The sequence below is a fragment of the Rhizobium lusitanum genome, from assembly GCF_014189535.1.
Lineage (GTDB): Bacteria > Pseudomonadota > Alphaproteobacteria > Rhizobiales > Rhizobiaceae > Rhizobium > Rhizobium lusitanum_C.
In genome coordinates this window covers 308,317-331,099 of the sequence record NZ_CP050307.1, presented here as the reverse complement: position 1 = coordinate 331,099, position 22,783 = coordinate 308,317, and the positions used below count along the sequence as shown (strand labels likewise).

The 22,783-nt window shown below is 60.8% G+C and carries 24 protein-coding genes; 2 read left to right on the top strand and 22 right to left on the bottom strand.

From position 1 onward, the window contains the following. Positions 1-7 precede the first annotated feature (7 nt). Together kdgD and HB780_RS04510 are read left to right on the top strand one after the other, a co-directional pair. Entirely contained in the window at positions 8-916 is a 909-nt protein-coding gene (gene kdgD, locus HB780_RS04515; protein WP_183688857.1) for a 5-dehydro-4-deoxyglucarate dehydratase, read from the top strand. A gap of 69 nt (positions 917-985) precedes the next feature. Then, positions 986-2,158, top strand: a complete 1,173-nt coding sequence (locus HB780_RS04510; protein ID WP_183688856.1) for a lactonase family protein — start codon at positions 986-988, stop codon at positions 2,156-2,158. A 95-nt stretch (positions 2,159-2,253) separates the two neighbouring features. Here HB780_RS04510 and HB780_RS04505 read toward each other — a convergent pair whose 3' ends face one another. From HB780_RS04505 to queC, 22 genes are all read right to left on the bottom strand, one after another. After that, the gene (locus HB780_RS04505; protein WP_183688855.1) at positions 2,254-3,501 is read right to left on the bottom strand and encodes an SfnB family sulfur acquisition oxidoreductase; all 1,248 of its coding nucleotides are present in this window, start codon (positions 3,499-3,501) and stop codon (positions 2,254-2,256) included. Positions 3,502-3,530: 29 nt separating this feature from the next. Continuing rightward, complete coding sequence (locus tag HB780_RS04500; RefSeq protein WP_183688854.1) at positions 3,531-4,325, bottom strand: ABC transporter ATP-binding protein; 795 nt, start codon at positions 4,323-4,325, stop codon at positions 3,531-3,533. 96 nt (positions 4,326-4,421) lie between these two features. Beyond that, positions 4,422-5,756 carry an ABC transporter substrate-binding protein gene (locus tag HB780_RS04495; protein WP_183688853.1) on the bottom strand — a complete coding sequence of 445 codons (1,335 nt, stop codon included), beginning with the start codon at positions 5,754-5,756 and terminating at the stop codon, positions 4,422-4,424. 97 nt (positions 5,757-5,853) lie between these two features. Further along, complete coding sequence (locus HB780_RS04490; protein WP_183688852.1) at positions 5,854-6,897, bottom strand: branched-chain amino acid ABC transporter permease; 1,044 nt, start codon at positions 6,895-6,897, stop codon at positions 5,854-5,856. 2 nt (positions 6,898-6,899) lie between these two features. Continuing rightward, positions 6,900-7,796: a branched-chain amino acid ABC transporter permease gene (locus HB780_RS04485; RefSeq protein ID WP_183688851.1), complete on the bottom strand. Its 897-nt coding sequence runs from the start codon at positions 7,794-7,796 to the stop codon at positions 6,900-6,902. Next, on the bottom strand, positions 7,796-8,713 hold the full coding sequence (locus HB780_RS04480; protein ID WP_183688850.1) for an ABC transporter ATP-binding protein: 918 nt from the start codon (positions 8,711-8,713) through the stop codon (positions 7,796-7,798). Before HB780_RS04480 ends, HB780_RS04485 begins: the two co-directional genes overlap by 1 nt. A gap of 125 nt (positions 8,714-8,838) precedes the next feature. Next, complete coding sequence (gene sfnG / locus HB780_RS04475) at positions 8,839-9,948, bottom strand: dimethylsulfone monooxygenase SfnG (protein ID WP_183688849.1); 1,110 nt, start codon at positions 9,946-9,948, stop codon at positions 8,839-8,841. A 247-nt stretch (positions 9,949-10,195) separates the two neighbouring features. Continuing rightward, entirely contained in the window at positions 10,196-10,498 is a 303-nt protein-coding gene (locus tag HB780_RS04470) for a hypothetical protein (protein WP_183688848.1), read from the bottom strand. Positions 10,499-10,549: 51 nt separating this feature from the next. After that, entirely contained in the window at positions 10,550-11,629 is a 1,080-nt protein-coding gene (locus HB780_RS04465; RefSeq protein ID WP_183688847.1) for an ABC transporter ATP-binding protein, read from the bottom strand. Further along, positions 11,626-12,426, bottom strand: a complete 801-nt coding sequence (locus HB780_RS04460) for an ABC transporter permease (protein WP_183688846.1) — start codon at positions 12,424-12,426, stop codon at positions 11,626-11,628. Before HB780_RS04460 ends, HB780_RS04465 begins: the two co-directional genes overlap by 4 nt. 1 nt (position 12,427) lies before the next feature. Next, positions 12,428-13,300, bottom strand: coding sequence for an ABC transporter permease (locus HB780_RS04455; protein WP_183688845.1), 873 nt, complete (start codon positions 13,298-13,300; stop codon positions 12,428-12,430). A 132-nt stretch (positions 13,301-13,432) separates the two neighbouring features. Then, on the bottom strand, positions 13,433-14,443 hold the full coding sequence (locus HB780_RS04450; RefSeq protein WP_183688844.1) for an ABC transporter substrate-binding protein: 1,011 nt from the start codon (positions 14,441-14,443) through the stop codon (positions 13,433-13,435). Positions 14,444-14,483: 40 nt separating this feature from the next. Continuing rightward, on the bottom strand, positions 14,484-14,816 hold the full coding sequence (locus tag HB780_RS04445) for an NIPSNAP family protein (protein WP_183688843.1): 333 nt from the start codon (positions 14,814-14,816) through the stop codon (positions 14,484-14,486). A 5-nt stretch (positions 14,817-14,821) separates the two neighbouring features. Further along, a complete protein-coding gene (locus tag HB780_RS04440; protein WP_183688842.1) occupies positions 14,822-16,285 on the bottom strand; it encodes an aldehyde dehydrogenase in 1,464 nt (487 codons plus the stop codon). A gap of 5 nt (positions 16,286-16,290) precedes the next feature. After that, positions 16,291-17,331 carry an LLM class flavin-dependent oxidoreductase gene (locus tag HB780_RS04435; RefSeq protein ID WP_183688841.1) on the bottom strand — a complete coding sequence of 347 codons (1,041 nt, stop codon included), beginning with the start codon at positions 17,329-17,331 and terminating at the stop codon, positions 16,291-16,293. Further along, on the bottom strand, positions 17,328-18,263 hold the full coding sequence (locus tag HB780_RS04430) for a flavin reductase (protein WP_183688840.1): 936 nt from the start codon (positions 18,261-18,263) through the stop codon (positions 17,328-17,330). The genes HB780_RS04435 and HB780_RS04430 overlap by 4 nt, the downstream gene beginning before the upstream one ends. Next, positions 18,260-19,105, bottom strand: coding sequence for an alpha/beta fold hydrolase (locus HB780_RS04425; protein ID WP_183688839.1), 846 nt, complete (start codon positions 19,103-19,105; stop codon positions 18,260-18,262). Before HB780_RS04425 ends, HB780_RS04430 begins: the two co-directional genes overlap by 4 nt. Before the next feature lie 10 nt (positions 19,106-19,115). Then, positions 19,116-19,718 (bottom strand): amino acid synthesis family protein, encoded by a 603-nt coding sequence (locus HB780_RS04420; RefSeq protein ID WP_183688838.1) that lies wholly within the window; start codon positions 19,716-19,718, stop codon positions 19,116-19,118. Positions 19,719-20,081: 363 nt separating this feature from the next. Next, positions 20,082-20,777, bottom strand: a complete 696-nt coding sequence (locus HB780_RS04415; RefSeq protein WP_183688837.1) for a GntR family transcriptional regulator — start codon at positions 20,775-20,777, stop codon at positions 20,082-20,084. A gap of 175 nt (positions 20,778-20,952) precedes the next feature. Beyond that, positions 20,953-21,690: a 7-carboxy-7-deazaguanine synthase QueE gene (queE, locus tag HB780_RS04410; RefSeq protein WP_183688836.1), complete on the bottom strand. Its 738-nt coding sequence runs from the start codon at positions 21,688-21,690 to the stop codon at positions 20,953-20,955. After that, positions 21,687-22,043: a 6-carboxytetrahydropterin synthase QueD gene (queD, locus tag HB780_RS04405; RefSeq protein WP_183688835.1), complete on the bottom strand. Its 357-nt coding sequence runs from the start codon at positions 22,041-22,043 to the stop codon at positions 21,687-21,689. Before queD ends, queE begins: the two co-directional genes overlap by 4 nt. Beyond that, on the bottom strand, positions 22,043-22,753 hold the full coding sequence (gene queC / locus HB780_RS04400) for a 7-cyano-7-deazaguanine synthase QueC (protein ID WP_183688834.1): 711 nt from the start codon (positions 22,751-22,753) through the stop codon (positions 22,043-22,045). Before queC ends, queD begins: the two co-directional genes overlap by 1 nt. Between the last annotated feature and the right edge of the window lie 30 nt (positions 22,754-22,783).

The window sequence follows — 22,783 nt, the reverse complement described above, 5'->3', positions numbered from 1 at the left end:
TTCCAAGATGAACCCGCTTGAACTGAAAAAGGCTGTCGGCAGCGGTCTGCTGTCCTTCCCTGTCACCCATTTTGACAACGACCTGAAATTCGACGAGGCCAAATATCGCCGCCATGTCGAATGGCTGTCCGGCTATGATGCCGCCGCCCTGTTCGCCGCCGGCGGCACCGGGGAGTTCTTCTCCCTTAGTCCCGCCGAAGTCCCGCAGGTCGTCCACGCTGCAAAAGCGGTCGCCGGCAATACGCCGATCATTTCGGGAACCGGATATGGTACCTCGATCGCCGTCGAGATCGCCAAGGCAGCCGAGAAAGCAGGCGCTGACGGCCTGCTCCTCCTGCCGCCTTACCTGATGTTTGCAGAACAGGAAGGCCTGATCGCCCACGTCAAGGCGGTCTGCCAGTCCGTCGGCATCGGCGTCATCGTCTACAATCGCGACAATGCCGTCTTGAACGCCGACAGCATCGCGCGGCTCGCCGACGCATGCCCGAACCTCATCGGCTTCAAGGACGGCGTTGGCGATGTCGACAAGGTGATCGAGATCACCACCAAGCTCCAGGATCGTCTGGTCTATGTCGGCGGCATGCCGACGCATGAGGTCTACGCCCAAGCCTATTTCGCCGCCGGCGTCACGACCTACTCCTCCGCCGTCTTCAACTTCGTGCCCGCGCTTGCCCAGCGCTTCTATGGCGCACTGCGGACTGGAGACCAAGCAACCGTCAATGAAATCCTCAAGGGCTTCTTCTTCCCGTTCGTGGCCCTGCGCAATCGGAAGAAGGGCTATGCGGTCTCGATCATCAAGGCTGGCCTGCGCGTGCTCGGACAGGATCCCGGCCCCGTGCGCCCGCCATTGACCGACCTGACGCCTGAGGAACTGGCTGCACTCGCAAAGATCATCGAGACAGCCAAGGCCGCGTAAATCATAGTCGCGTAGGAAATGATCGTCGGCGAAGCCGGCGATCACCCTTTGGTAGGAGGAGGAACACTCGTGGTTAGGTTATCATCTGGAATTTTTGCCTCGGTCATTGCCGCTTCAGCGATACTGACGGCGACCGACAGCGCACTTGCCCGGACATTCGTCTACGTTTCTGCCGCGACCGACGGAAAGATCGACGGCTACAGCATGGACGAAAAAGCCGGCACCCTTACCCCGATCGAAACGGTCGATGCGGGCAAGATGGTCATGCCGATGACGGTCAGCCCCGATAAAAAGCATCTCTACGCGGTCGTTCGCTCGCAGCCCTACCGGGTGTTGACGCTGGCGATCGATCCTGCGACCGGCAAGCTGACGCAAGAAGCGGTCGCAGCCCTGCCCGACAGCATGCCCTATGTGTCGACCGATCCATCCGGACGTCTGCTCTTCACCTCGGCCTATGGCGGAAACAAGATCGCCGTACTGCCGATCGGCACGGATGGCCGCGTGACGGACGGCGCCCGCCAGATGATCCTGACCGGACGCAACGCTCACTCGATCGTCAGCGACCCCTCCGGCAAATATGTCTTCGCGACCAATCTCGGCTCCGATGTCGTGCTTCAGTTCGTGCTCAATCCCGAGACCGGCATGCTGGAGCCGAACAATCCCGCGCAGGTCGCCACCAAGCCGGGCTTCGGGCCGCGCCACATCATTTTCTCGCCGGACGGAAAAATGGTCTATGTCCTCACCGAACTGACCGGCCATGTCATCCACTATGCGCTCGACCCCGCCAAGGGGACGCTGAGCGAAGTCGAAAGCGTCGCCTCGGTTCCCGACGATGCGGGATTGTCTCCGGGCATTGCCCCGCCGGCCCCGCCGGCATTCAATGCCACGACGCCGGCGGCCGCACCTGTCGATGATGGCAAGCCGAAAGTCTGGGCCGCCGATATCGGCATCACCCCGAACGGCAAGTTCCTCTACACGACCGAGCGAACCACCAGCAAGATCGCCCTCTTCCATGTCGCGGATGGCAGCGGAAACCTACGCTATGTCACCAATTATCCGACCGAAAAGCAGCCGCGCGGCATCCGCATCGATCCGTCGGGCCGCTTCCTGGTCGCGACCGGCGAAAAATCCGACAAGATCGCCGTCTATGTCATCGATCAGGTCAACGGCGCGCTCACACCGATCGACCGCTATCCGGTCAGTGCCGGCGCGAACTGGGTCGAAATCGTCACCCTGCCCTGACGACAAGCAAAAATCGCAACCGGGCGATCCGGCTGCGAGCATAGCGATGATCCCGGCCACTCCGCCTCACGACGAGACGGAGTGGCCGTCCCGCATCAGCTCCAGGCGTGGAGCGGCGGTTTCTCACCATTCAGGAAGAATTTTCCGAGGATCGAATATTTCCACCGCACCGGATCGTGCAGCGTGTGGGTACGTGCGTTGCGCCAATGGCGGTCGAGATTGTGTTCGGCAAGCGTCGAGCGGGTGCCCGCCAGCTCGAACAGCTTGTTGGTGGCCGCGATTGCGATTTCGGTCGAGAGCACCTTGGCTTCCGCCGTCGCGATCTGCGCTTCGGCGACGGTATCGGCCGTCGGGTTCAGCACTGCCCGGTCGATCGCATAGCCTGCTTTTTCCAGAAGAGCTTGTGCGGCATGCAGGCGCAGCGTCAGGTCACCAACGGCCTGGATCGTATAGGGGTCGTCCCAGGCGTTCTCGACGCCGCTATCCACCCAGGCGCGGCTCTTGGTGCGCACGAAGTCGACAGTCTCGTCGATAGCTGCCTGCGCGATGCCGGTATCGACCGCGACCTGAATGATCTGGAAGATCGCGCCATCGGCCGTCGGCACCTCGTATCCCTTGTATCCCGGCACGAGATGCGTCTTCGGCACCTTGACGTTGTCGAGCAGAACCGTACCGGAGAGCGTCGTGCGCTGACCGAAGGAGGACCAGTCGTCGATGACGGTGAGGCCCGGCGCATCGCGCTGCGCAATCGCATACCAGGCCCGCCCCTCGTCATCGAGCGCCACGATCGGCACGAGATGGGCAAGCAGTGCGCCGGAGGAATAGAACTTGCGCCCGTTGACGACGACATGATCGCCGGCATCGGTGAAGCGGGTCTCGAAATCCACCGCCCGCTTTGAGCCGAACTCCGAGAAGGCATTGCCGAAGCGCGTGCCCTTCAGAACCTCGGCGAAAAGAAGCTTCTGCTGCTCGGGATCCGACACGGTCCGTATCGCAGCGACCACGCCCAGATGGTTCTGGGCGATCTGGCCGATCGAGGAATCCGCCGCCGATATGATCTCGATCACCTTGGCGAGTGTTGCGTAGGAGACCTCCGGGCCACCGAACGCCTTCGGCACATTGATGGACCAGAGGCCGCTTTGAGAGAAGGCATCCAGCTCGGCAACCGGCCAGATCCGCTCGCGGTCGCGCTTGGCCGACTCCTTGACGAACTCGGTGGCGAGCCCCCTGGCGACCGCGATCGCTTCGGCATCATCCTTGATGACATGGGCGGGCGCGGTCGGGCGGGGTATGGCCGGCACGGCTTGGACGGCGTTTTCTGTATTAACCTGTGAAAGCGTCATGCTGATTTCTCCTCGTTGAAGATGGTCGGTCAGGCTAGTGGAGGACTTACTGTCGCGACGGCAGGTACCGGAGCGGATTTCTGGCCCAGATAGAACGCCTTGACATCATCGCGCTGGCGCAGTTCGGCTGCCTCTCCGGAAAGCACGGCGACGCCGTTTTCAAGGACGGTCGCCCGGTCGGCATAGCGTAGCGCGATCGCAGAATTCTGTTCCGCGACCAGAATGGAAAGGCCGGTTTCAACGTTTAACCGCCGCAGCGTCTTGAAAATGTCCTGCACGACGATCGGCGCGAGCCCCATGGAAGGCTCGTCGAGGACCAGCAGGGCCGGGCGTGACATCAGCGCGCGGCCGATCGCCGTCATTTGCTGTTCGCCGCCGGAGGTGAGGCCAGCCAGAGCGCGGCGCTTCTCCTTCAGCCGAGGGAAAAGCGCGTAGACTTTCTCCAGATCGAAGGCGATCTCCGCACGCGAACCGCTGCGGCCGAGGCCGCCGGAAACGAGGTTTTCCTCGATGGTCAGATTGCGAAAGCAATGCCGGCCTTCCAGCACTTGCACCAGGCCGGCACGCACGAGCTGGGCAGGTGTTGCCGTCGTGACATCCCGGCCTTCGTAAAGGATGCTGCCGGCGGTGATTTCGCCACGTTCGGCTGGAAGCAGGTTCGAAATGGCTTTCAGCGTCGTCGTCTTGCCGGCACCGTTGGCGCCGAGCAGGGCAAGGATCTCGCCGCGATGCAGCGTGAAGCTGACGCCGTGGAGCGCGGTGATCGCTCCATTATAGGTCGCCTTGATACCATCAACGCTCAAAAGGACGTCTTTTCCAGCCATGGTCCACCCGATCTCAGTGTGGTTTTGCGGGAGAGGTAGCCGGGCCGGGACAGGGAGCGAGAGAACCCACCACCTGCCGAGGCCCGGTCACCGGACTCAGTTCGTCACGGCCTGCGCGTCTTCAGAGGTGCGCAACTTGATGCCCTTTTCCTTGGCATAGGCCTCGGAGGACTTTTCGATGATCGGACGCAGCAATGCCCAATCCGGCGCGATCCAATCGGAGACGACGTTCCATTTCTTGCCGTCCCACTGCTGGAAGGTCACGTAGCCATTGCCCTCGTGATTGTCCCAGGTGACGTTGATCGAGTGAAAGAGGCCCTTGGCGCCCAGCGCCTCGACGCGAGCAGGATCAAGCTGCAGATGCTCGAAGCCCCAACGAACCTCGTCGCCGGTCAGCGTGCGATGTCCGAATTTCTCCTGAGCAATACGGATCGCCTCGACGTTCAGGATGCCGTTGACGATACCGAGATTGTGGTAGACCGAGCCGATGCGCTTCTTGTCCTCGAGATTACCCTTGCCGTTGTCATAGAGCGTCTTCACGATTTCCTGGACGATCGGATATTCCGTGCCGGACGCCTGTGTGGTGATGGCGGTGTATCCCTTGGCCGCATCGCCCGCCGGGATCGCGTCTTCCTCGGAGTTCGACCAGACGTTGCCGATGATATGGTCGACGGGGAATCCGGTCTTGGCCGCCGTCTTCAGGGCGACCGGGTTCATGACACCCCAGCCGCGCAGCACCACGTAATCCGGCTTGGCGCGGCGGATCGTCAGCCATTGCGCCTGCTGCTCGTTGCCGGGATGCGGCACTTCAATCTGCTGCAGGTCGAAGCCGTATTTTTGCGACAGCAGTTCGTAGATCGGAATGGTTTCCTTGCCGTAAGGCGAACCGTGATAGAGCACGACGATCTTCTTGCCCTTCAGCTTATCGACGCCGCCGAGCTTCGAGGCGATGTAGTTCACGATGCCCGAGGTCTCGCTATAAGGATTGAGGAGCAGCGGAAAGACATAGGGGAAGACGCGGCCGTCGGTGGAGTCCGTGCGGCCGTGGTTGATGGTGATCAGCGGCACCTTGTCCTGGGTGATGCGGTCGATCATCGCATAGGCGATGCCGACGGAAAGCGGGTTCCAGGCGGCGATGTTCGGGTTGCTCTTCAAGCGTTCATAGGCCTCGACGCCACGCTCGACCTCATACTGGGTTTCCGCTTCCGACCAGGTGAGCTTGACGCCGTTGACGCCGCCGTCACGCGTGTTGATGAGGTTGAGATAGTCGATGAAGCCGCCGAAGAAGCCGGTGCCGCCAGCCGCATAGGGTCCGACGCGGTAGCTCTGCAGCGGGAAATATTGTTCGTCCGCATGTGCCGCCGGTATGGCGGCCGAGACGGCCAGACCGGCCGCAATGACTGCGGCTTTCAGTTTCGTAAGCATGGTCATATCTGGATACACTCCGGGTGTTGTCCGGCGCCAAGACCGGATCTGGTTTGAATGAATGATGCGATTGCTGGTCTTCGGAGCTTGCGCTCCGCCTTGTTCAGGTTCGCCCGGCGACAGCCGAGCCGAGCCGCCTTCGGATCTTGCCCCAGAGCGAGGAAAGCCCGTCCGGTTCGAGGATCAGAAACAGGATGATCAGGGCGCCGAGCACGATGCGCTGGCTCATATCGAGCACACCGGAATCGAACAGGTCGCCAAGCAGGAATGAACCGAGGCGCGACAGGACAAGCGGGAAGACGACAATCAGCGCTGCCCCGAAAAAGGCGCCCCGCGTCGAGGCGAGCCCGCCGATGATGATGATGAAAAGGATCTGGAAAGACCGGTCGAGATTGAAACCGGCCGGCTCCACGGTCCTCAGATAGGCGAAGGCCCAGAGAACGCCCGCGACAGCAATGATGAAGGAGGAAATGGCAAAGGCCAGCAGCTTGGTCTTCAGCACGGGTACGCCGATGATCCGCGCCGCCGTCTCATTGTCTCTGACCGCAATGAAGTTGCGGCCGGTCTGCGAGGTCGCCAGCCGGTGGGCAAAGAAGGTCAACACGACAACGACCGTGAGCGAAAAGAGATAGCGACCGACCGGACCGGTGAACTCCACGCCCACCAGCGTCAGCGGTGGCGCGTCGATGACACCGGAGGCCGAGTCGTTGGAAAACCAGCTGAACTTGGTCAGCGCCCATTGCACGAAGAACTGCGCGGCGAGCGTCGAGACGGCGAGATAGAAGCCTCTCAACCGGAGGCTTGGCAGGCCGAAGACGATGCCGACCGCCGCAGCGCAGAGACCAGCCAACAGAATGCTAACGATCAGCGGCAGGCCATCGACGCGCAGATTGAAATTATAAGCGGCGAAAGCGCCGACGGCCATGAAGGCGGCACTTCCGAGCGAGACCTGACCGGCATAGCCGGTGAGCAGGTTCAAGCCGACGCCCGCCAGGCTGAGCGCCAGGAACGGCACGAGGATCGCCTCGTAGAGATAGGTCGAGCCGATGAACGGGACGACGAGATAGGCAACAGCTAACAGGGCTGCCGGAGCCAACCAGCGATAGGATGGCTGCGTGGAGTGAAGATCGGCGGTGACGACGGCCATGATCAGACCCTTTCCACGAGCTTTTGCCCGAAAAGACCGGAGGGGCGGATGAGCAGAAAGGCGAGCGCCACAACATAGGCAAACCAGCTTTCGATGCCGCCGCCGAAATATTCGCCGATATAGACTTCCGCGAGCTTCTCGGTCGCCCCGATCAGCAGGCCGCCGACGATTGCGCCCAAAATGGAATCGAAGCCGCCGAGCACGAGGACGGGTAGCGCCTTCAGCACCACCAGCGACAGCGAGAACTGCACGCCGAGCCGCGCGCCCCACAGCAGACCCGCAACGAGCGCCACCACACCGGCGGCGGCCCAGACCGTCGCCCAGATCCAGGGCAATTTCAGCCCTACGGCAAGGGCTGCGAACTGATCATCCGCCACGGCCCTGAATGCCAGACCGACCCGCGTGTAGCGGAAGAAGATCGATAGCAGCGCCACCATTCCCGCAGCAACGGCGGCGGCAAAGATGTCGAACTGGCTGACAAGCACACCGCCAAAATCGAGAGGAAGATCCTCGATCCCGAGGTCAAGCCCGTGGACCTGCGTGCCCCAGATCAATTGGGCAGCGCCCTCGATGATGTAGGAAAGCCCGAGTGTTGCCATGAACAGGGTGATCGGCGGCTTGTTGGTCAGCGGGCGCAGTACTGTGCGTTCGATGGCAATGCCGATCAGCACCATGACCGCGAAGGTGAGGGCGAAGGCCAATGCGAAGGGTACGCCTCGTTCGACAAGGCTGACGAAGGTCAGCGCCGCAAACAGCAGCATCGACCCTTGAGCGAAATTGAGTACGCCCGAAGTCTTGTAGATCAGCACGAAGCCGATCGCGACAAGCGAATACATGACGCCCGACAGCAAGCCGCCAACCAGCACCTCGATGAAAAACGACCAGTCGAAATCCGCCATCAGATGCCCTCCCCGTCTTCATTTTCCGGCGCAACGCCGAGATAGGCATCGATGACGCTCTGGTCGGTACGGATCTCGTCCGGCGTCCCGTCGGCAATCTTGCGACCGTAATCCAGCACGGCGATCCGGTCGGATAGCTGCATGACCACGCCGATATCGTGCTCGATGAGGATCACCGTCGTTTCGTATTGATCGCGGGCGGCCCGGATAAAATCCGCCATGTCGTTCTTTTCCGTCGCCGTCATGCCCGCCATGGGCTCGTCCAGAAGCAAGATCTTCGGCTCGGCCACCAGGGCGCGGGCAAGCTCGACGCGTTTTTGCAGGCCATAGGGCAGCGTCCCCGCCAAGCGGTTGCCGACATGGTTGAGATGGAGGAATTCAAGGATGCGAACTGCACGCTCACGCGTATCCGCCTCTTCCCGTCGCGCGCGGGGAAGACCCAGAACCTGTTCGGCAAAGGTCGAGCGCACCCGATGCGCCAGACCGGCGACAACATTGTCGATGACGCTCAAGCCTTTGAACAAGGCCAGGTTCTGGAAGGTTCGGCTCACGCCGAGGGATGCCAGTCTTTCGGTCGGCACATGCCGATACGAGGTGGAGCCGATACGCACATGACCACGGTCCGAACGATAGACACCGCTGATAACGTTGATCAGCGAGCTCTTGCCGGCCCCATTTGGCCCGATGATCGCGCGGATTTCACCGGGTTTGACCGAGAGATCAACGTCAACGAGAGCCGCAACACCACCAAACGACAGGCTGATCCCGTGCAATGCGAGACCATTCACATCCTCGGACGCATCCGGCACGCTCTTTTCGTCCACGGGCGATGAAGAGCTGCGGCCAACCTGTTCTATGGCATCCTGTAGTAACGCACCGGTTGCCAGTGCGTCGAAGGAATAACTTGCGGCGGGCATTTGCTGTCCTCCATACAGCGTCCGGGTCGGCGCGAATGCGGCGCGCACTTTCCCCGTTGCGTGGACCGCTTCCGGTCCACGCTCTAGTGATCGGTCTCTTGCGAGATATGAGGGTCTAACCGGCCTTATTCGGCCGCGACGGCCTGCGCGCTAGCGGCCTCTTCGAGTTCGCGAACCAGCGGGATCACATGCTTGCCGAAATATTCGACCTCTTCCTGAAAGTGCAGGAAGCCGAGCAGGATCAGGTCTGCTCCCGCCCGCTTCAGCTCGACGACCCGCTCCGCGACCTGTTGCGGCGTGCCGATGAGGTTCGAACGGAAACCATCATTGTACTGAACGAGATCCTCGAAGGAGGATTTTGCCCAATTGCCTTCGCCTTCCGGCGATGACTTGCCGGCATTCTTCACCTCATGCCCGAAGGCCTTCACCGCTTCCGGATTGGCTTTCTCGATGATCTCGGCAAGAACGGCCTTGGCTTCCTCCTCCGTCTCGCGGACGATCGCAAAGGCATTGACGCCGACGCGAACGGAATGGCCGTTCTCGCGCGCCTTCGACTTGAGGTCATCGACCTGCTTGCGGATCTCGGCCGGTGTATTGCCGTTGGTGAAATACCAGTCGGACACGCGCGCCGCCATGTCGCGGGCCGCCCGTGAAGAGCCGCCCTGGAAGATTTCCGGCTGCGGGTCGATCGGCTTCGGCTTCAGCGAATATTCGTTGAAGCGATAGAAGTCGCCACGGAAGGTGAAGCTCTCTTCGGTCCAGATACCGCGCAGCGCCCGGATGAATTCTTCCGACCGGCGATAGCGCTCATCATGATCGAGCCAGTGCTCGCCGATTGCCGCGAACTCGCCGCGGAACCAGCCGCTGACGATGTTGACGGCAACACGCCCATTGGTCAGGTGATTGATGGTCGCGATCTGCTTTGCCGCAAGGGCCGGGTTCCACGGTCCGGGAAGGAGCGCCGCGATAACTTTGAGTGTGGTCGTCGATTCAAGCAATGCATGGCTAAAGGCAACGGATTCATGCTGGAATTCCGCGCCGTAGCCGGCGGTGAAGCGGATCTGGCTCAGGGCATATTCGAAACCGCTGGCTTCCGCGATCTGCGCGAGTTTTCTGTTATACTCGATCGTCCAGCTCGTGCGCTGCTCGATGTTCGAGATCACCAGGCCGCCCGAAACATTCGGCACCCAATAGGCGAATTTGAGCGCTTCGTTTGTGGTGTTGGACAATGTCATGTCGGTCTCTCTCCTCAAATTATTCCAATACCCTATAGATTTAATGGTCTTTTGAAAGGCAAAGACGTCCTAATGTTGGGGCCGCTAGAGATCGATCGAACGCTTTAAAGTCAGTTTCGGCGGAAGAATTTACTCGTCGAAGACACGTCGCAGCGTATGGTAATATACGAAAACGACACGTAGCGTCTTCCTGGCGATACCGGAATCTACGTCCACACCGATGGCAATGGAGCGATGGCCGTCCGGGTTATGTGGCCTGCTTTTCGATAACCCAGAGTTTATAATTTGCCCAAACGCTGCGGGCGACCTCTTCTTGCGTCGCCCATTCGGCGTCCGCATCATCAAGCAAGGTCAGAAACCCTCCTTGCTCCGCCACAAGATCATCTGGTGAAAGGTATCCCTGCTCACATTCTTCACAGTGGCCATAGATATCCCCCGTCTCGACATTCCGAAACAGGAAGAGGCGCCCTTGCCGGCATTGTGGGCATTGGCCGATATGGAACTCATTGGACACAGGCGCAGAATAGCAAGATGGATGGCGTGACACCATCACCTCATCTCCCGCGAAAGGATAGCCGCCGCCACGCCTCAATCGCGACCGTCAGCAGAACACATGTGCGGCGTCGGGATCAAATTCGAGATGCACACGGTCACCCCGGCTCAGGCCCGAGATTGCTTCATGGCCGAACGGCAATCGCACCGACAAGGCTTCACCAGCCGCCGTTTGCGTTGCCACATGGACATTGTTGCCAAGGAAGGTGATATCGCTGACCGTTGCGCTAAACCCATCGCTCGTGTCGTTCCCACGCCCCAGCCGGATGCGTTCCGGCCGCAGCATCAGGGCCGCCTTGCCGGCGGCGGGTGCCTTGCCATGGACGGGGATCCGCTCAAAGACCGTCTTACCGCCGAGCGAGATCGTCGCCTGACCATTGTCGGACGACAGGAGATCGCAGGAAATGAAATCGCTGTCACCGATAAACTCGGCAACGAAACGGGTGCGCGGATTGGCATAGAGCTCCGGCCCGGTGCCGATCTGGTCGATGATGCCCTTGGAGAAAACGGCGATGCGATCGGAAAGCCGCAGCGCCTCTTCCTGGTCATGCGTCACATAGAGGATCGTCACCTCGGTCTGCTGGTGGATGCGCCGTATCTCGTGCTGGATTTCCTCGCGCAGCTTCTTGTCGAGCGCCGACAGCGGCTCGTCCATCAGAAGCACCGGCGGATCGTAGGACAGTGCCCTGGCGAGCGCGACGCGCTGCTGCTGGCCGCCCGACATCTGCGAAGGCTTGCGATCCTCGAAGCCTTCGAGCCTGACGAGCCGGAGCATCTCCTTCACCTTGGCATCGACTTCAGCCTTGGACTTGCGCCTCACCTTCAGGGGAAAGGCAATGTTCTCGCCGACAGTCAGATGCGGAAACAGGGTGTAGCGCTGAAAGACCATGCCGATGTTGCGCTTGTGCGACGGGGTCGACAGCAGCGTCTGCCCGTCGAGGGTGATGTCACCCTTGGTCGGGTTTTCGAAGCCCGCCAATATATATAGCGTCGTGCTCTTGCCCGAGCCGGATGGCCCGAGAAAGGTCAGGAACTCGCCGCGCCGAACCTCGAGATTGACATCGTGCACGGCGACGACAGGACCGTATTCCTTGCGGATGCCTTTGATCTTCAGGAAGGGTTCACTCATGATTTCAGTACCTTGCGTGCGACTGCGACAAGCGCCATCAACGTGATCGTCAAAAGGATGAGAAGGGACGAAGCCGCAGCCACGACCGGCGTCAGATCCTGCCGCAGAGTGGCCCAGACTTTCACCGGCAGCGTCTGCAGCGTCGGGCTCGCCATGAAGATCGCCACCACCACCTCGTCCCAGGAGGTCAGGAACGAGAAGACCGCGGCCGAAAACAGCCCATGGCTGATCGCCGGTAGTGTTACCCTGATCTTCGCCTCAAGCGGTGAAGCACCGCACAACACCGCCGCATCCTCGATGGATTTATCGAAGCCTTCGAGCGCATTGGAAATAGAAAGGATGGAAAAGGGCAGCGCCAGAACCAGATGCGAGATAACGAACCCCACCAGGGTTCCGCCGAGCCCAATTCTCAGGAAAAAGGCGTAAAGCGCCACCGCGAGAACAACGACGGGCAGGATCATCGGCGTCAGGAAAAGCGCTTTTAGCGTATTGCGAAACAGGAAGGTGCCACGCACCAGCCCGAAGGAGGTCACGAGCCCGAGCAGTACCGAGAGAACCGTGACGATCGAGGCGATCTTGAAGCTTGTCCAGGCCGATGCCAGCCACTGGGGATCGGAAAAGAGCTCGCCATACCATTTCAACGTCCAGCCGGGCGGCGGAAAGATCAGCCATTGCGACGATCCGAAGGAAAGCGCTGCAATGAAGAGAATGGGCAGCAGCAGAAAGGCCGCCGTCAGGAGGGTTATCGCCAGAAGTGCATATTTCCACCAGCCGAGACGGTCGAAATTGAGCAACATGTTAGCGCCCTCCCGTATTCTGGGTACCGAACAGCCGCAACTGCACCGCATAGAGCGAAAGCGTGACGACGAGGAGAACAAGGGCCGCGGCCCCTCCCATACCCCAATTGACGAGGGACTGCACGAACTGGGCGATCAGTTCCGCCAGCATCATATTCGCCGTGCCGCCGAGAAGAGACGGGGTGACGTAATAGCCAAGCGACATGACGAAGACCATCAGCGCGCCCGCCACCATGCCTGGCGCGGCCAACGGCAGGAGAACACGGGTCAGGCATTGCCAGCGGCTTGCGCCGCAAAGGGCAGCGGCCTGCAGGATGGCCGGATCGATCTTGCGGATGACGCCAAAGAGCGGCAGGATGATGAAGGGCAGCATGATGTAGGTCATGCCGATCGTCACACCGGTCAGGTTGTTGACCAGCGCCAGCGGCTTGTCGATCAGCCCGGTTGCCATCAGCATCTTGTTGATCAGCCCGGTGCGCTGAAGCAGCACCATCCAGGCATAGGTCCGGGCGAGCAGATTGGTCCACATCGACAGAAGCAGGACCGCGAAAATCAGCGAGGCCAGTTTCGTCGGCATGATCGCCAGCGTCCAGGCGACGGGAAAGCCGATCAGCAGCGAAATCACAGTGACGAGGCCGGAGACGATGAAGGTATTGGCGAATATCTTGAGATAGGTCGTCGAGCCCAGCAGTTCGGCATAATTGCCGAAGCCCGGAGTTGGCTCCATCACGCTGCGCAGCAGAAGGGCGATGACGGGAACCACGAAGAAAATAGCAACGAAGATCAGCGCCGGCATGACCCCGCCGAAGCCATTGGGTCTAGCCGCCCTCGACGTGGGCGCAGTCTCGCTGGCGACGTCAGTATATGTCGACATGGCATTCCTTTCCCGCCTTGGGCCTTTCCCGCCTTGGGCGCAGATGAACGGCCGGCTCCCATGCAGGCGCCAGACCCGCTCTCCTGCTCCGCGGGCAAGATGCCCGCGGCGCTCCTTTCGGTATTCTTCAGCCTATTGGGCCTGCCAGGCATACCACCGCTTGCCGATGGCATCACGGTTCTCGGCCCAATATGACATGTCGGCATTGACCTGGCTGGCGGTCTGCTGGTCCGGCAGGGTCTTGGCCGTTGCCGGATCCATCAGCTTTGCCGACTCGATGTTGATGGGCGCATAGCCGGTCGCCTTCGCCAGATCGGCTTGTGGCTGGGCTGATGCTGCCAGAGCGATGAACTTCATCGCCGCTTCCAGGTTCGGCGCGCCCTTGGGCACGACGAGGGAATCGGCGGCGGTGATGTTCTGGTTCCAGGACGTGTCCGTCTTGACGCCGCTGGCGGCAAGCGCGGTCATGCGGCCGTTCCAGATGCTGCCGAACGGGGCTTCGGCGGATGCGAGAAGCTGCTGCGACTGCGCACCGCTCGACCACCAGACGATGTCCGACTTGATCGTATCCAGCTTCTTGAATGCCCGCTCGAGATCGAGCGGATAAAGCTTGTCGGCAGGGACGCCGTCGGCCAGCAAAGCCGCCTCGATCACGCCCGGCGCGGACCATTTATAGAAGGTGCGCTTGCCGGGAAATTTTGCCGTGTCGAACAGATCCGCCCAGCTTTTCGGGCAGGCGCTGACCGCATCCGCATTGCAACCGATCACGAAGGAATAATAGAAGCTGCCGACCGAATAGTCCGTCACGAAACGCGGATCGAGCTTGGACTTGTCGATGACGGAGAAATCGAGCTTCTCCAGCAGCCCGGTCTTGCCCGCCTGCGCGGCATAGTCACCCTCAACGTCGACAACGTCCCAGGTCACCTGACCTGCCTCGACCATGGCTTTCAGCTTGCCGTAGTCGGTCGGACCATCCTGCGCAACGGCAACACCGGTTTTGTCGGTGAACGGGTTCACCCAGGCGGCCTTCTGCGCGTCCTGTGTCGTTCCTCCCCAGCTCGTGAAGACGAGCGTGTCGGCCTTGGCCGCCCCGGACACTGCCATTATTGCGGCAAAGGCCGCGAGTGCAATTCTTGCTTTCATGTTCCCTTGTCCTTATTTTTTGATGTCTTACAGGCATGCCTTATGCGGCGGGCAGGCTTACCCCTTGAGGAGAGAAGCTCGCCGGCTTCATAATCTTGTTCTCGGCCACGTCGATCAGGTCGCGAATCCTGGGCAGGAAGGCCTGCCATTGCGGATCGGCAGCCAGTCTCTGCCGCCGCGCCTCGCGATCGTCGAGGCTCGTAAAGGCCCAGATATGAACGATCTCGTTGATGGTCCCGATCTCGGAAAAGAAATAACCGACCAGATTGCCGAGATGGGCTTTCTGGATGGCGATCCCCTCCTCCTCGACGACCTTCAGATATTGCGGGATCGTCCCGTTCTTCAGCCGATAGGTCCGGATTTCGTAGAACATCGGCGTCACCTCATCACGAACGGATCGGGGATCGGATCGTCCGATGTCCTGAGCCAGATCGTCTTTGTGCGGGTATAGTCGAGGGCCGCCGCCAGCCCACCTTCCCGGCCATGGCCGGAGAGCCCGAAGCCGCCAAAGGGCGCGATCGGCGACACGGCGCGATAGGTATTGACCCAGACGACACCGGCGCGCAGACCCTTCATCAGGCGGTGGGCGCGTGTTAGATTCTGGGTGAAGACACCGGATGCAAGGCCGTACTGAGTATCATTGGCAAGCTGCAACGCTTCGGCTTCGGTTTCGAACGAAACGACCGACAGGACCGGGCCGAAAAACTCTTCGGCGAGCGACGGCGAGGCAACACCGTCGCAGTCAAGAATTGTCGGCGGGAAGTAGAAGCCGTCGCCATCCGGTCTTCGTCCACCCGTCACAAGACGGGCGCCGCTCTCAACGGACCTGTCGATGAGGGCCGCGACGTGGTCCTGCTGCCGCTTCGTTGCGAGCGGACCAACTTCGGTCGCCATGTCCGAGGGAATGCCGACACGGATCGCCTCGGCCTTTGCCTTCAGCATGGCTAAAAACTTGTCCTTGACGCTCCGCTCGACAATCAGCCGCGAGCCGGCGACACAGCTTTGGCCGGTGGCGGCAAAGATGCCAGCAACCTGCGCATTGGCGGCACTTTCGAGATCGGCATCGGCAAAGACGATGAAGGGCGACTTGCCGCCGAGTTCGAGCGAGGTGGAGGCAAGATTTTCTGCGGAATTGCGCACAACATGACGCGCCGTTTCCGGCCCACCGGTGAAGGCGATATGTGCAACCTTCGGATGCCGGCTGAGGGCCGAACCGCAGGAAGGACCAAAGCCGGTGATGATGTTAACGACGCCGGCGGGAAAGCCTGCCTCGTGAATGAGGCGGGCGAATTCCAGAAGCGGCGCAGGCCCATCCTCGGAAGCCTTGACGACCATCGTGCAGCCCGCCGCCAGCGCCGGACCGATCTTGACGGCGGAGAGAAACAACTGGCTGTTCCAGGGCACGACCATGGCAACGACGCCGATCGGTTCGCGCCGCAGCCAGACATCCATGTCCGGCTTGTCGATCGGGAGGTAAGCTCCTTCGATCTTGTCGGCGAGACCAGCGTAATAACGATAATAGTCGGCGACATAGGCGATCTGCGCTGACGTCTCGCGGATGATCTTGCCGGTATCACGGGTTTCAAGCTCGGCAAGCTTTTGCGCATTGGCCGCAACCAGATCGGCAAGCTTATAAAGCAGTTTGCCGCGCTGCGTGGCCGTCAACTTCGACCAGAGACCGTCATACAGCGCTGTTTCAGCCGCGCTAACCGCGCGATCGACATCGCTCTCGCGCGCTTCCGGCATCTCGGCCCAGACCTTGCCCGTGGCCGGATCGACGCTCGGGAACCGTGCCTCTCCGTCCACAAATTCGCCGTCGATGTAAGACTGGAAACGCTGCATGGGCTTCACTCCGCAAATGCCGGCATGACCTCGGCGATAAAGCGCTCGAGCGAGGCTTTCTTTCGTTCGAAGGACATGCCCGTATCGATCCAGAAGGAATATTCGTCATACCCCAGGGCTTCATAGGTCTTGAGGCGGGCAATGACGGTCTCGGCATTGCCGACGACGTTATTGCTGCGCATAACCGCGTCGGAAAGCATCGCGTTTGCGTTGATCTCCTCCTCGGGTATCCGCTCGATCAGGCCCTGCTTGACCGGCTTCTCGTTTTTGAACCAGGCGAAGAAGTAATTGTAGTAGACGCTCAGCTCATGCGCGGCCTGCGCGATGTCTGCTTCCGTTGAGCCGACATAGGTGTGACGCAGCAGCATGATTTTCGGACGCTCGATCTGCGGATGCTTGGCGCAGGCATCGTTGAAGCGCCCCATCAGCCCTTCGACCTCGTCATCGCCCTGCCAGAGCGGCGTCACCTGAACATTGCAGCCATTGGCGACGGCGAACTCATGCGAGTTCGGGTCGCGGGCGGCCACCCAGATCGGCGGGTTCGGCTCCTGCAGCGGCTTCGGTGCCGAGGTGGTCGAGGGGAACTTGAAGAACTCGCCGTCATGGGCGTAGTCGCCCTTCCAGATACCCTTGATCGCCGGGATAAGCTCGCGCATCCGCTGGCCGGCGCCCCAAGCGTCGAGTCCCGGCAGCAGGCGCTCATACTCGAAGGAATAGGCGCCGCGCGCAATGCCGATATCAAGCCTGCCGTCGCAGATGATATCGGCTATGGCCGCCTCGCCGGCGAGCTTGATCGGATGCCAGAAGGGCGCGATTACCGTCCCCGTCCCGAGCCTTGCCCGCGATGTCCGGCGCGCCAGATCGGCGATGGTCACGAAGGGATTGGGGGCGATGGTGAAATCCATACCGTGATGTTCGCCCGTCCAGATGGCGTGCATGCCGCCCTTGTCGGCAATCTCACACAGCGCGACGAACTCCTCATAGAGGCTCTTGTGGCTCTGGCTGGCGTCAAGGCGTTCCATATGAACGAAGAGAGAGAATTTCATGCGCGTGCCGCCTTTGCTGGAACCGGGCGGACCGTGCCGACGGTCTCGTCGCCGAAATAAACGCCGAAATTGCCGATCTGGCTCTCGACCGCGAAACGCGAGACGATATCGGCTGTCGAACTCGTCTTGAAACGGGCCTTGGTCAAGGTGTCTGGCTTCAGGAATTGGCCATTGCGTGGTGTGCCATCCGAAGCGAAGGCACGATAGACGATGTGCTGTCTCCCGTCGCTCTTGCCCTCATAGACCGAATAGAGAAAGCCGATCGTCACTGAGAGACCGGTGAGCTCTTCCAGATAATCTCGCAGTAGGTCGGCCGCGCTGCCATCCTTGCCGTCACAGCCCGGCAGCGAAAGAACATCATCGCCGAGGAGAAGCACTTCGCCATGGCGTTCCAGAACGGCTCCGAGCTCGATATTGCCCTCCGCCGCCGCTGAAACGGCCTTGCTGGCGAGGATCGGCGTGAAATAGCCGCCGCGGGCATAGCCCAATCCATTGCGGCCGCTGTTCTCGAAAGACATAATCCGGCCCATCAGGATGACATGGTCGCCGGCTTCGATGACCTGCTCGAGGCTGCATTCGAACCAGGCCGCGACATCGGCCAGGATCGGACAGCCGGCAGTGCTCGATGCCCATTCCACAGTGGCGAACCTGTCTTCGACCGGCCGCGCAAAAGTGTTAGATATATGCTTCTGCGTCTCGGACAGCACATTGATCGCAAAGGAGGTCGCACTCGTCATCGCCGTGAAGTTGCGCGATGTCTTTGCCAGGCACACCAGCAGAAGCGGCGGATCGAGCGACACCGAGGTAAATGAGTTCGCCGTGAAGCCGATCGGCATTCCGGCCTGATCGCGCGTGGTCACCACCGTGACCCCTGTCGGAAAGGCACCGAAGGCATCGCGCAGCGCCCTGGGATCCAACTGCTCCGTCGTCATCCTGCATCCTCCCCGCTTAGCAGCCACTCGGCGAGCAATCCGTTGACGATCTCCGGCGCCGTCAAATTCACCATATGGCGATGGCCCTCGACGATCCTGGCCCAGCCTTTCGGCGTAATGGAAGCCATCTGCTCGGCCATTTGCGGTGTCGAGTTGGGATCATCCGAGCCGGTCAGGAACAGCGACGGCACATGCACATCCGGCCAGCGATCCGCATAGGTCTCGTCGCCACCGGCAAAGGCGGCATAGGCCGTTGCATAGCCTTGCGGATCGACGAGGCTCAGCCAGTTGCGCGTCAAGTCGCGCGCGACCACACTTTGCCTGTCATCGCCGAACCACCTCAAGAGCGGCCCCTCCTTGTCGACGCCGTCAAGCGGGATTGCCGCCGCACGCGCAAGAACCGCCGCCTTCGCATCAGGGTCGCGGCGGTAGACGCCGTTCAGATAGGCAACACGCTTGATCCGACGACCGAAGGAGGCAGCACTGCCGCCGGCCACCAGCGCGCCCATCGAATGCCCGGCGACATTTGCGCCGTCGAGCGCCATTTCATCCAGAAACCCGCCAAACCAATCGACAAACGCCTCGAGGGGGCTGGCGGCCGGCAGCTTGCTGCTTTCGCCATGGCCGGGCATATCGACGGCGATAACGCGATGCGTCCGCGCAAAGGCTGATATCTGCGGCGCCCAGGCTTCAAGCCGCATGCCAACGCCGTGGATGAGGACCAACGGCTCGCCGCTGCCGGCCTCATGATAGGCCGTGCCACCTGCCGTCCTAAGACGGGGCAAGCCCTTCACTGTGGCTTCATTGGCATTGTGTTGCGCTATGGTTTCCACTGTCGACATCCCGACCCCGTCAAACGCCGGCGGGATTGGCGACGTCCTGCCCCAGATCCCTCAGATCCTGGTAACGGTCGCCGATGCGGTGATGCGGCCGGCCTCCGACGGAGGCGCCAAGCGCCACGACGATCTCGTCGGCAGCCGGAGCATCTGGAATGGACGTCTGGATCGTCAGGTAATGCGAGCGACGACCCTCATCATTCTTGTCCATCAGCGGGATCATGATCGGCGCACTGGCCGGGCCGCGAGTGTTACTGAAGGCGAGGTATGACTTGGCGCCGACCGCCTGGCGATAATGATTGCCGAAGCGGAGCGTATGGATGAGCGCCGAGGCATGCTCAATCTCGCCGTCAACACCGACGACCGCCGCCTTGCCATAAGCTTCGACCGCCTCGCCAGAACCGACCGCTTCAATGATCATCTTGGTCAGCAGTTCGCCAAGAACCGGAGCGACCGCATGGATCTCGGGCTTCAGATCCTCGACAAAACCACGCCCTGCCCAGGGATTCTTGACGACCGCCAATGCGGAAAACAGCTTCAGCGGAACGGCCGCCGCTTTGCCGCCCTCAATCAGCGTCGTTTCAATCTGCAGCAGGGTCTTTCGGATTTGAAGGGTCATCGGCCATCTCGCTTTTAAGATTACATATTATGGTATGCCATCATACAAAACTGTCAAGCTGGTTTCTGAGGATCGCGAAAAGTCCGCGATTTCCTTTCAATAAAGGTAACAATAGCAATGCGTTGACGCTAAAATAGACCCGCCGATCGCTCAAGAGCGAGGGCGCAACCTCACAGCGACATCCCAGTTCATTGACGTTCCATTTTGGTATTCTTGATTATGGCATACCGTCACATTGATCAAAGTACGGTGTCAAGCTGGCAGCGCGTTTTCGGACGCAATTTCGCGTGGCGAGTCGGCTCGCTGAGCCCGCCTACTTTCCGGATTCAAAGGAAGTGTCTTGCGGGAACAGCCCGCGACAGGTCAGCCGACCGATTGCTGCCCGGACAAAACCGCCTCGGCGATCGCGCTGGCGCTGGCGACATGATCCATTGCCGCCTGATAGGCCCCTGGCCCATCACCGCGCCGGATGGCATCGACGATACGGGCCATTTGCGCCGGACCCTGGACGCCGCGGTTCTCCGTCTTGATCGTCATCGAGCGCAGATGATTGATGCGGACGGTCAAAAGGTTGACGATCCCCCAGGCGACGTGGCGATCGACCATGCTGAACAGCGTCTGGTAGAAGGAGGAAGTATGCGCGAGCACGCCCGGCATATCCTTGTCCCGATAGCTGTTGCGGATGTCCTGCAACGATTTGTCCAGGGCATCGGCGATCGCGGGATTGCCTTGTTCGGCGCAAAGGCGCGCGGCCATGCCTTCAAGCGCACCGCGAATCTCATAGATCTGCTTCGCCTCGCCATGGTCGAGCAACGCGACAATCGGCCCCTTGTTCGGCAGATTGGCAACCAGACCTTCCGACTCGAGATGACGCAGAACTTCGCGCACGATCGTACGGCTGACGCCCAGCTGAGCACAGAGATCACGCTCCACCAGACGATGGCCGGGGCGAAAATACCCGTTGACTATTGCTTCGCGCACCTTGTCGAGCGCCAGCTCGCGCAAGGTTTTCGCCGGACGCTCCACCCGAATTGCCGCGCCCCGCAAATCATCATTCATCCCTGCACCCCGGTCTCGAAGACATCACCTTTTGTCACGAACATCGGCCGTTTTTCTCAGACCATCGTTCGCAAGCCGTATTATGGCGTACCAAGATACTTAGCCGTGAGATGCCGCCAATGCAACTGCGGCCCTCGCCGACGCGATCGGTGACACTGCAAGCGGGACATCGGTGCTAGACGCCACGCTTGTTGCCCCAGAGCAGGACGTGCAACTGTGGCAGAACACGCGCTTCGAACCATCCGTCGGCCATGACCTTGTCCACGAGCCAAAGCATCCTGTCCATGATCCCGTCAATGTCGATTGTCGCGTCGTCCGCATCGGGCGGCGGCGGCGTATGGTTGCCGGGCTGAAGATAGACCGGCAGATGCGGATAACGGGCGGCGGCTTCGCGCGCATAGGCATAGTCGCGGTCGTCGAAGACGACGATCTTCAGCGCGATCTGCGGCTTGTCCGCCGCCAAGCGCAGACAGTCGTCGAACGCGGCCCAATCCGTCACCATACCGCTCGACGGCGGTTTTGGGCTCAGCACGAGAGTATCGAGATCGGCGAACCAGTCCTTGGCGACGCTCCCCTGTGTCTCCAGTGCGAAGCTGTAGCCCTCTCCATGACCACGAGCGATCAACAGCCCAAGCGGCTGGATCGCCGGGTTTCCGCCAGACAGCGAGACCGTCAGCGGCTTGCCGCCGGAAAGCTTCGTTACATCCTGCCAGATCTCATCGACCGACATCGGCCGCCATTGATCGCGGTAGTCGCTATCTACCGCATGCAGCGTATCGCACCAGGAACAGCGGTAGTCACAGCCACCGGTGCGCACGAAGATGGTCGGCAGGCCGATCAATATGCCCTCGCCCTGGATCGTCGGCCCGAATATCTCGCTGATGCGGATCCGGGCCTCGCGTACCTCGCTCATGGCCGGTATTCCGCCCAGGTCTTCGGCGTCTCGCTGACACGGACCGCGGATGTCTCGGGCAGAAGCGCTTTGCACCAGTCGTAGAAATGCTTGGCAAGACATTCAGAGGTGACCCGGCCGTGTCCGAGAACTTCATTGAGATGGCGATGATCGAAATTGTCATCGATATAGCGTTTCAGGGGGCCAAGCTCATGATAGTCGCGGACGAAACCATTGGCATCGAGCTCGGCGGCAGAAAGCTCGACCTCGACGATATAATTGTGCCCATGCATCCGGGCACATTGATGGTCGTCGGCCAGATGGGTGAGCTGATGCGAGGCGGAGAAGTGGAATTCCTTGGTGATGCGGAACATCACTTCACCTCTTGGGCCGAAAAGCCCGACGTCGCCGTCACCCAGAAATCCGGATCCTCGTAGTCCGTCGGATCCTCGACGCCGGCGAGATGGAAGGCCTCGCGCCGTTCGACACAGGTGCCGCAGCGGCCGCAATGGCGCTCTCCACCCTTGTAGCAGGACCATGTCTCGGCAAAAGGCGTCTTGTGGCGAGCGCCATCCGTTACGATGTCAGCCTTGGAGGTCATAACAAAGGGCGCGTAGAGCGAAACGCTGGCATAGCCGTCGAGCGCCTGGTTCTGCATTTGCTGAAAGGCGTCGATAAAACCGGGCCGGCAATCCGGATAGATGAAATGGTCGCCGCCATGAACGGCAACCGCGACCGCATCGGCCTTCTGCGCCGCAGCCAGACCGAAGGCGATCGCCAGCATGATGGCGTTGCGGTTGGGAACAACCGTCGCCTTCATCGTGTCCTCGGCATAGTGTCCATCGGGCACATCAATGTCGTCGGTGAGCGCCGATCCGGTCAGATGCTTGCCGATGGTGGTGATATCGATGATCTCATGCGGCACGCCAAGGCGCTTGGCACAGGCGGCGGCGAAATCCAGCTCCTTACGGTGCCGTTGGCCGTAGTCGAAAGAGACGAGGCCGATAAGCTGTTGTTCCGCGGCGACCTTGTGGGCGAGCGAAACGGAGTCCAATCCGCCGGAGCAGACGACGATGGTCTTCATAATCTATGATCCCTTGTTTTGACCGGGTGG

Excerpts from the sequence above, each read along its gene's own strand:
- kdgD (WP_183688857.1), top strand. The coding sequence starts at position 8 with ATGAACCCGCTTGAACTGAAAAAGGCTGTCGGCAGCGGTCTGCTGTCC.
- HB780_RS04505 (WP_183688855.1), bottom strand. The coding sequence starts at position 3,501 with ATGACGCTTTCACAGGTTAATACAGAAAACGCCGTCCAAGCCGTGCCG.
- HB780_RS04500 (WP_183688854.1), bottom strand. The coding sequence starts at position 4,325 with ATGGCTGGAAAAGACGTCCTTTTGAGCGTTGATGGTATCAAGGCGACC.
- HB780_RS04495 (WP_183688853.1), bottom strand. The coding sequence starts at position 5,756 with ATGACCATGCTTACGAAACTGAAAGCCGCAGTCATTGCGGCCGGTCTG.
- HB780_RS04490 (WP_183688852.1), bottom strand. The coding sequence starts at position 6,897 with ATGGCCGTCGTCACCGCCGATCTTCACTCCACGCAGCCATCCTATCGC.
- HB780_RS04485 (WP_183688851.1), bottom strand. The coding sequence starts at position 7,796 with ATGGCGGATTTCGACTGGTCGTTTTTCATCGAGGTGCTGGTTGGCGGC.
- HB780_RS04480 (WP_183688850.1), bottom strand. The coding sequence starts at position 8,713 with ATGCCCGCCGCAAGTTATTCCTTCGACGCACTGGCAACCGGTGCGTTA.
- sfnG (WP_183688849.1), bottom strand. The coding sequence starts at position 9,948 with ATGACATTGTCCAACACCACAAACGAAGCGCTCAAATTCGCCTATTGG.
- HB780_RS04470 (WP_183688848.1), bottom strand. The coding sequence starts at position 10,498 with ATGGTGTCACGCCATCCATCTTGCTATTCTGCGCCTGTGTCCAATGAG.
- HB780_RS04465 (WP_183688847.1), bottom strand. The coding sequence starts at position 11,629 with ATGAGTGAACCCTTCCTGAAGATCAAAGGCATCCGCAAGGAATACGGT.
- HB780_RS04460 (WP_183688846.1), bottom strand. The coding sequence starts at position 12,426 with ATGTTGCTCAATTTCGACCGTCTCGGCTGGTGGAAATATGCACTTCTG.
- HB780_RS04455 (WP_183688845.1), bottom strand. The coding sequence starts at position 13,300 with ATGTCGACATATACTGACGTCGCCAGCGAGACTGCGCCCACGTCGAGG.
- HB780_RS04450 (WP_183688844.1), bottom strand. The coding sequence starts at position 14,443 with ATGAAAGCAAGAATTGCACTCGCGGCCTTTGCCGCAATAATGGCAGTG.
- HB780_RS04445 (WP_183688843.1), bottom strand. The coding sequence starts at position 14,816 with ATGTTCTACGAAATCCGGACCTATCGGCTGAAGAACGGGACGATCCCG.
- HB780_RS04440 (WP_183688842.1), bottom strand. The coding sequence starts at position 16,285 with ATGCAGCGTTTCCAGTCTTACATCGACGGCGAATTTGTGGACGGAGAG.
- HB780_RS04435 (WP_183688841.1), bottom strand. The coding sequence starts at position 17,331 with ATGAAATTCTCTCTCTTCGTTCATATGGAACGCCTTGACGCCAGCCAG.
- HB780_RS04430 (WP_183688840.1), bottom strand. The coding sequence starts at position 18,263 with ATGACGACGGAGCAGTTGGATCCCAGGGCGCTGCGCGATGCCTTCGGT.
- HB780_RS04425 (WP_183688839.1), bottom strand. The coding sequence starts at position 19,105 with ATGTCGACAGTGGAAACCATAGCGCAACACAATGCCAATGAAGCCACA.
- HB780_RS04420 (WP_183688838.1), bottom strand. The coding sequence starts at position 19,718 with ATGACCCTTCAAATCCGAAAGACCCTGCTGCAGATTGAAACGACGCTG.
- HB780_RS04415 (WP_183688837.1), bottom strand. The coding sequence starts at position 20,777 with ATGAATGATGATTTGCGGGGCGCGGCAATTCGGGTGGAGCGTCCGGCG.
- queE (WP_183688836.1), bottom strand. The coding sequence starts at position 21,690 with ATGAGCGAGGTACGCGAGGCCCGGATCCGCATCAGCGAGATATTCGGG.
- queD (WP_183688835.1), bottom strand. The coding sequence starts at position 22,043 with ATGTTCCGCATCACCAAGGAATTCCACTTCTCCGCCTCGCATCAGCTC.
- queC (WP_183688834.1), bottom strand. The coding sequence starts at position 22,753 with ATGAAGACCATCGTCGTCTGCTCCGGCGGATTGGACTCCGTTTCGCTC.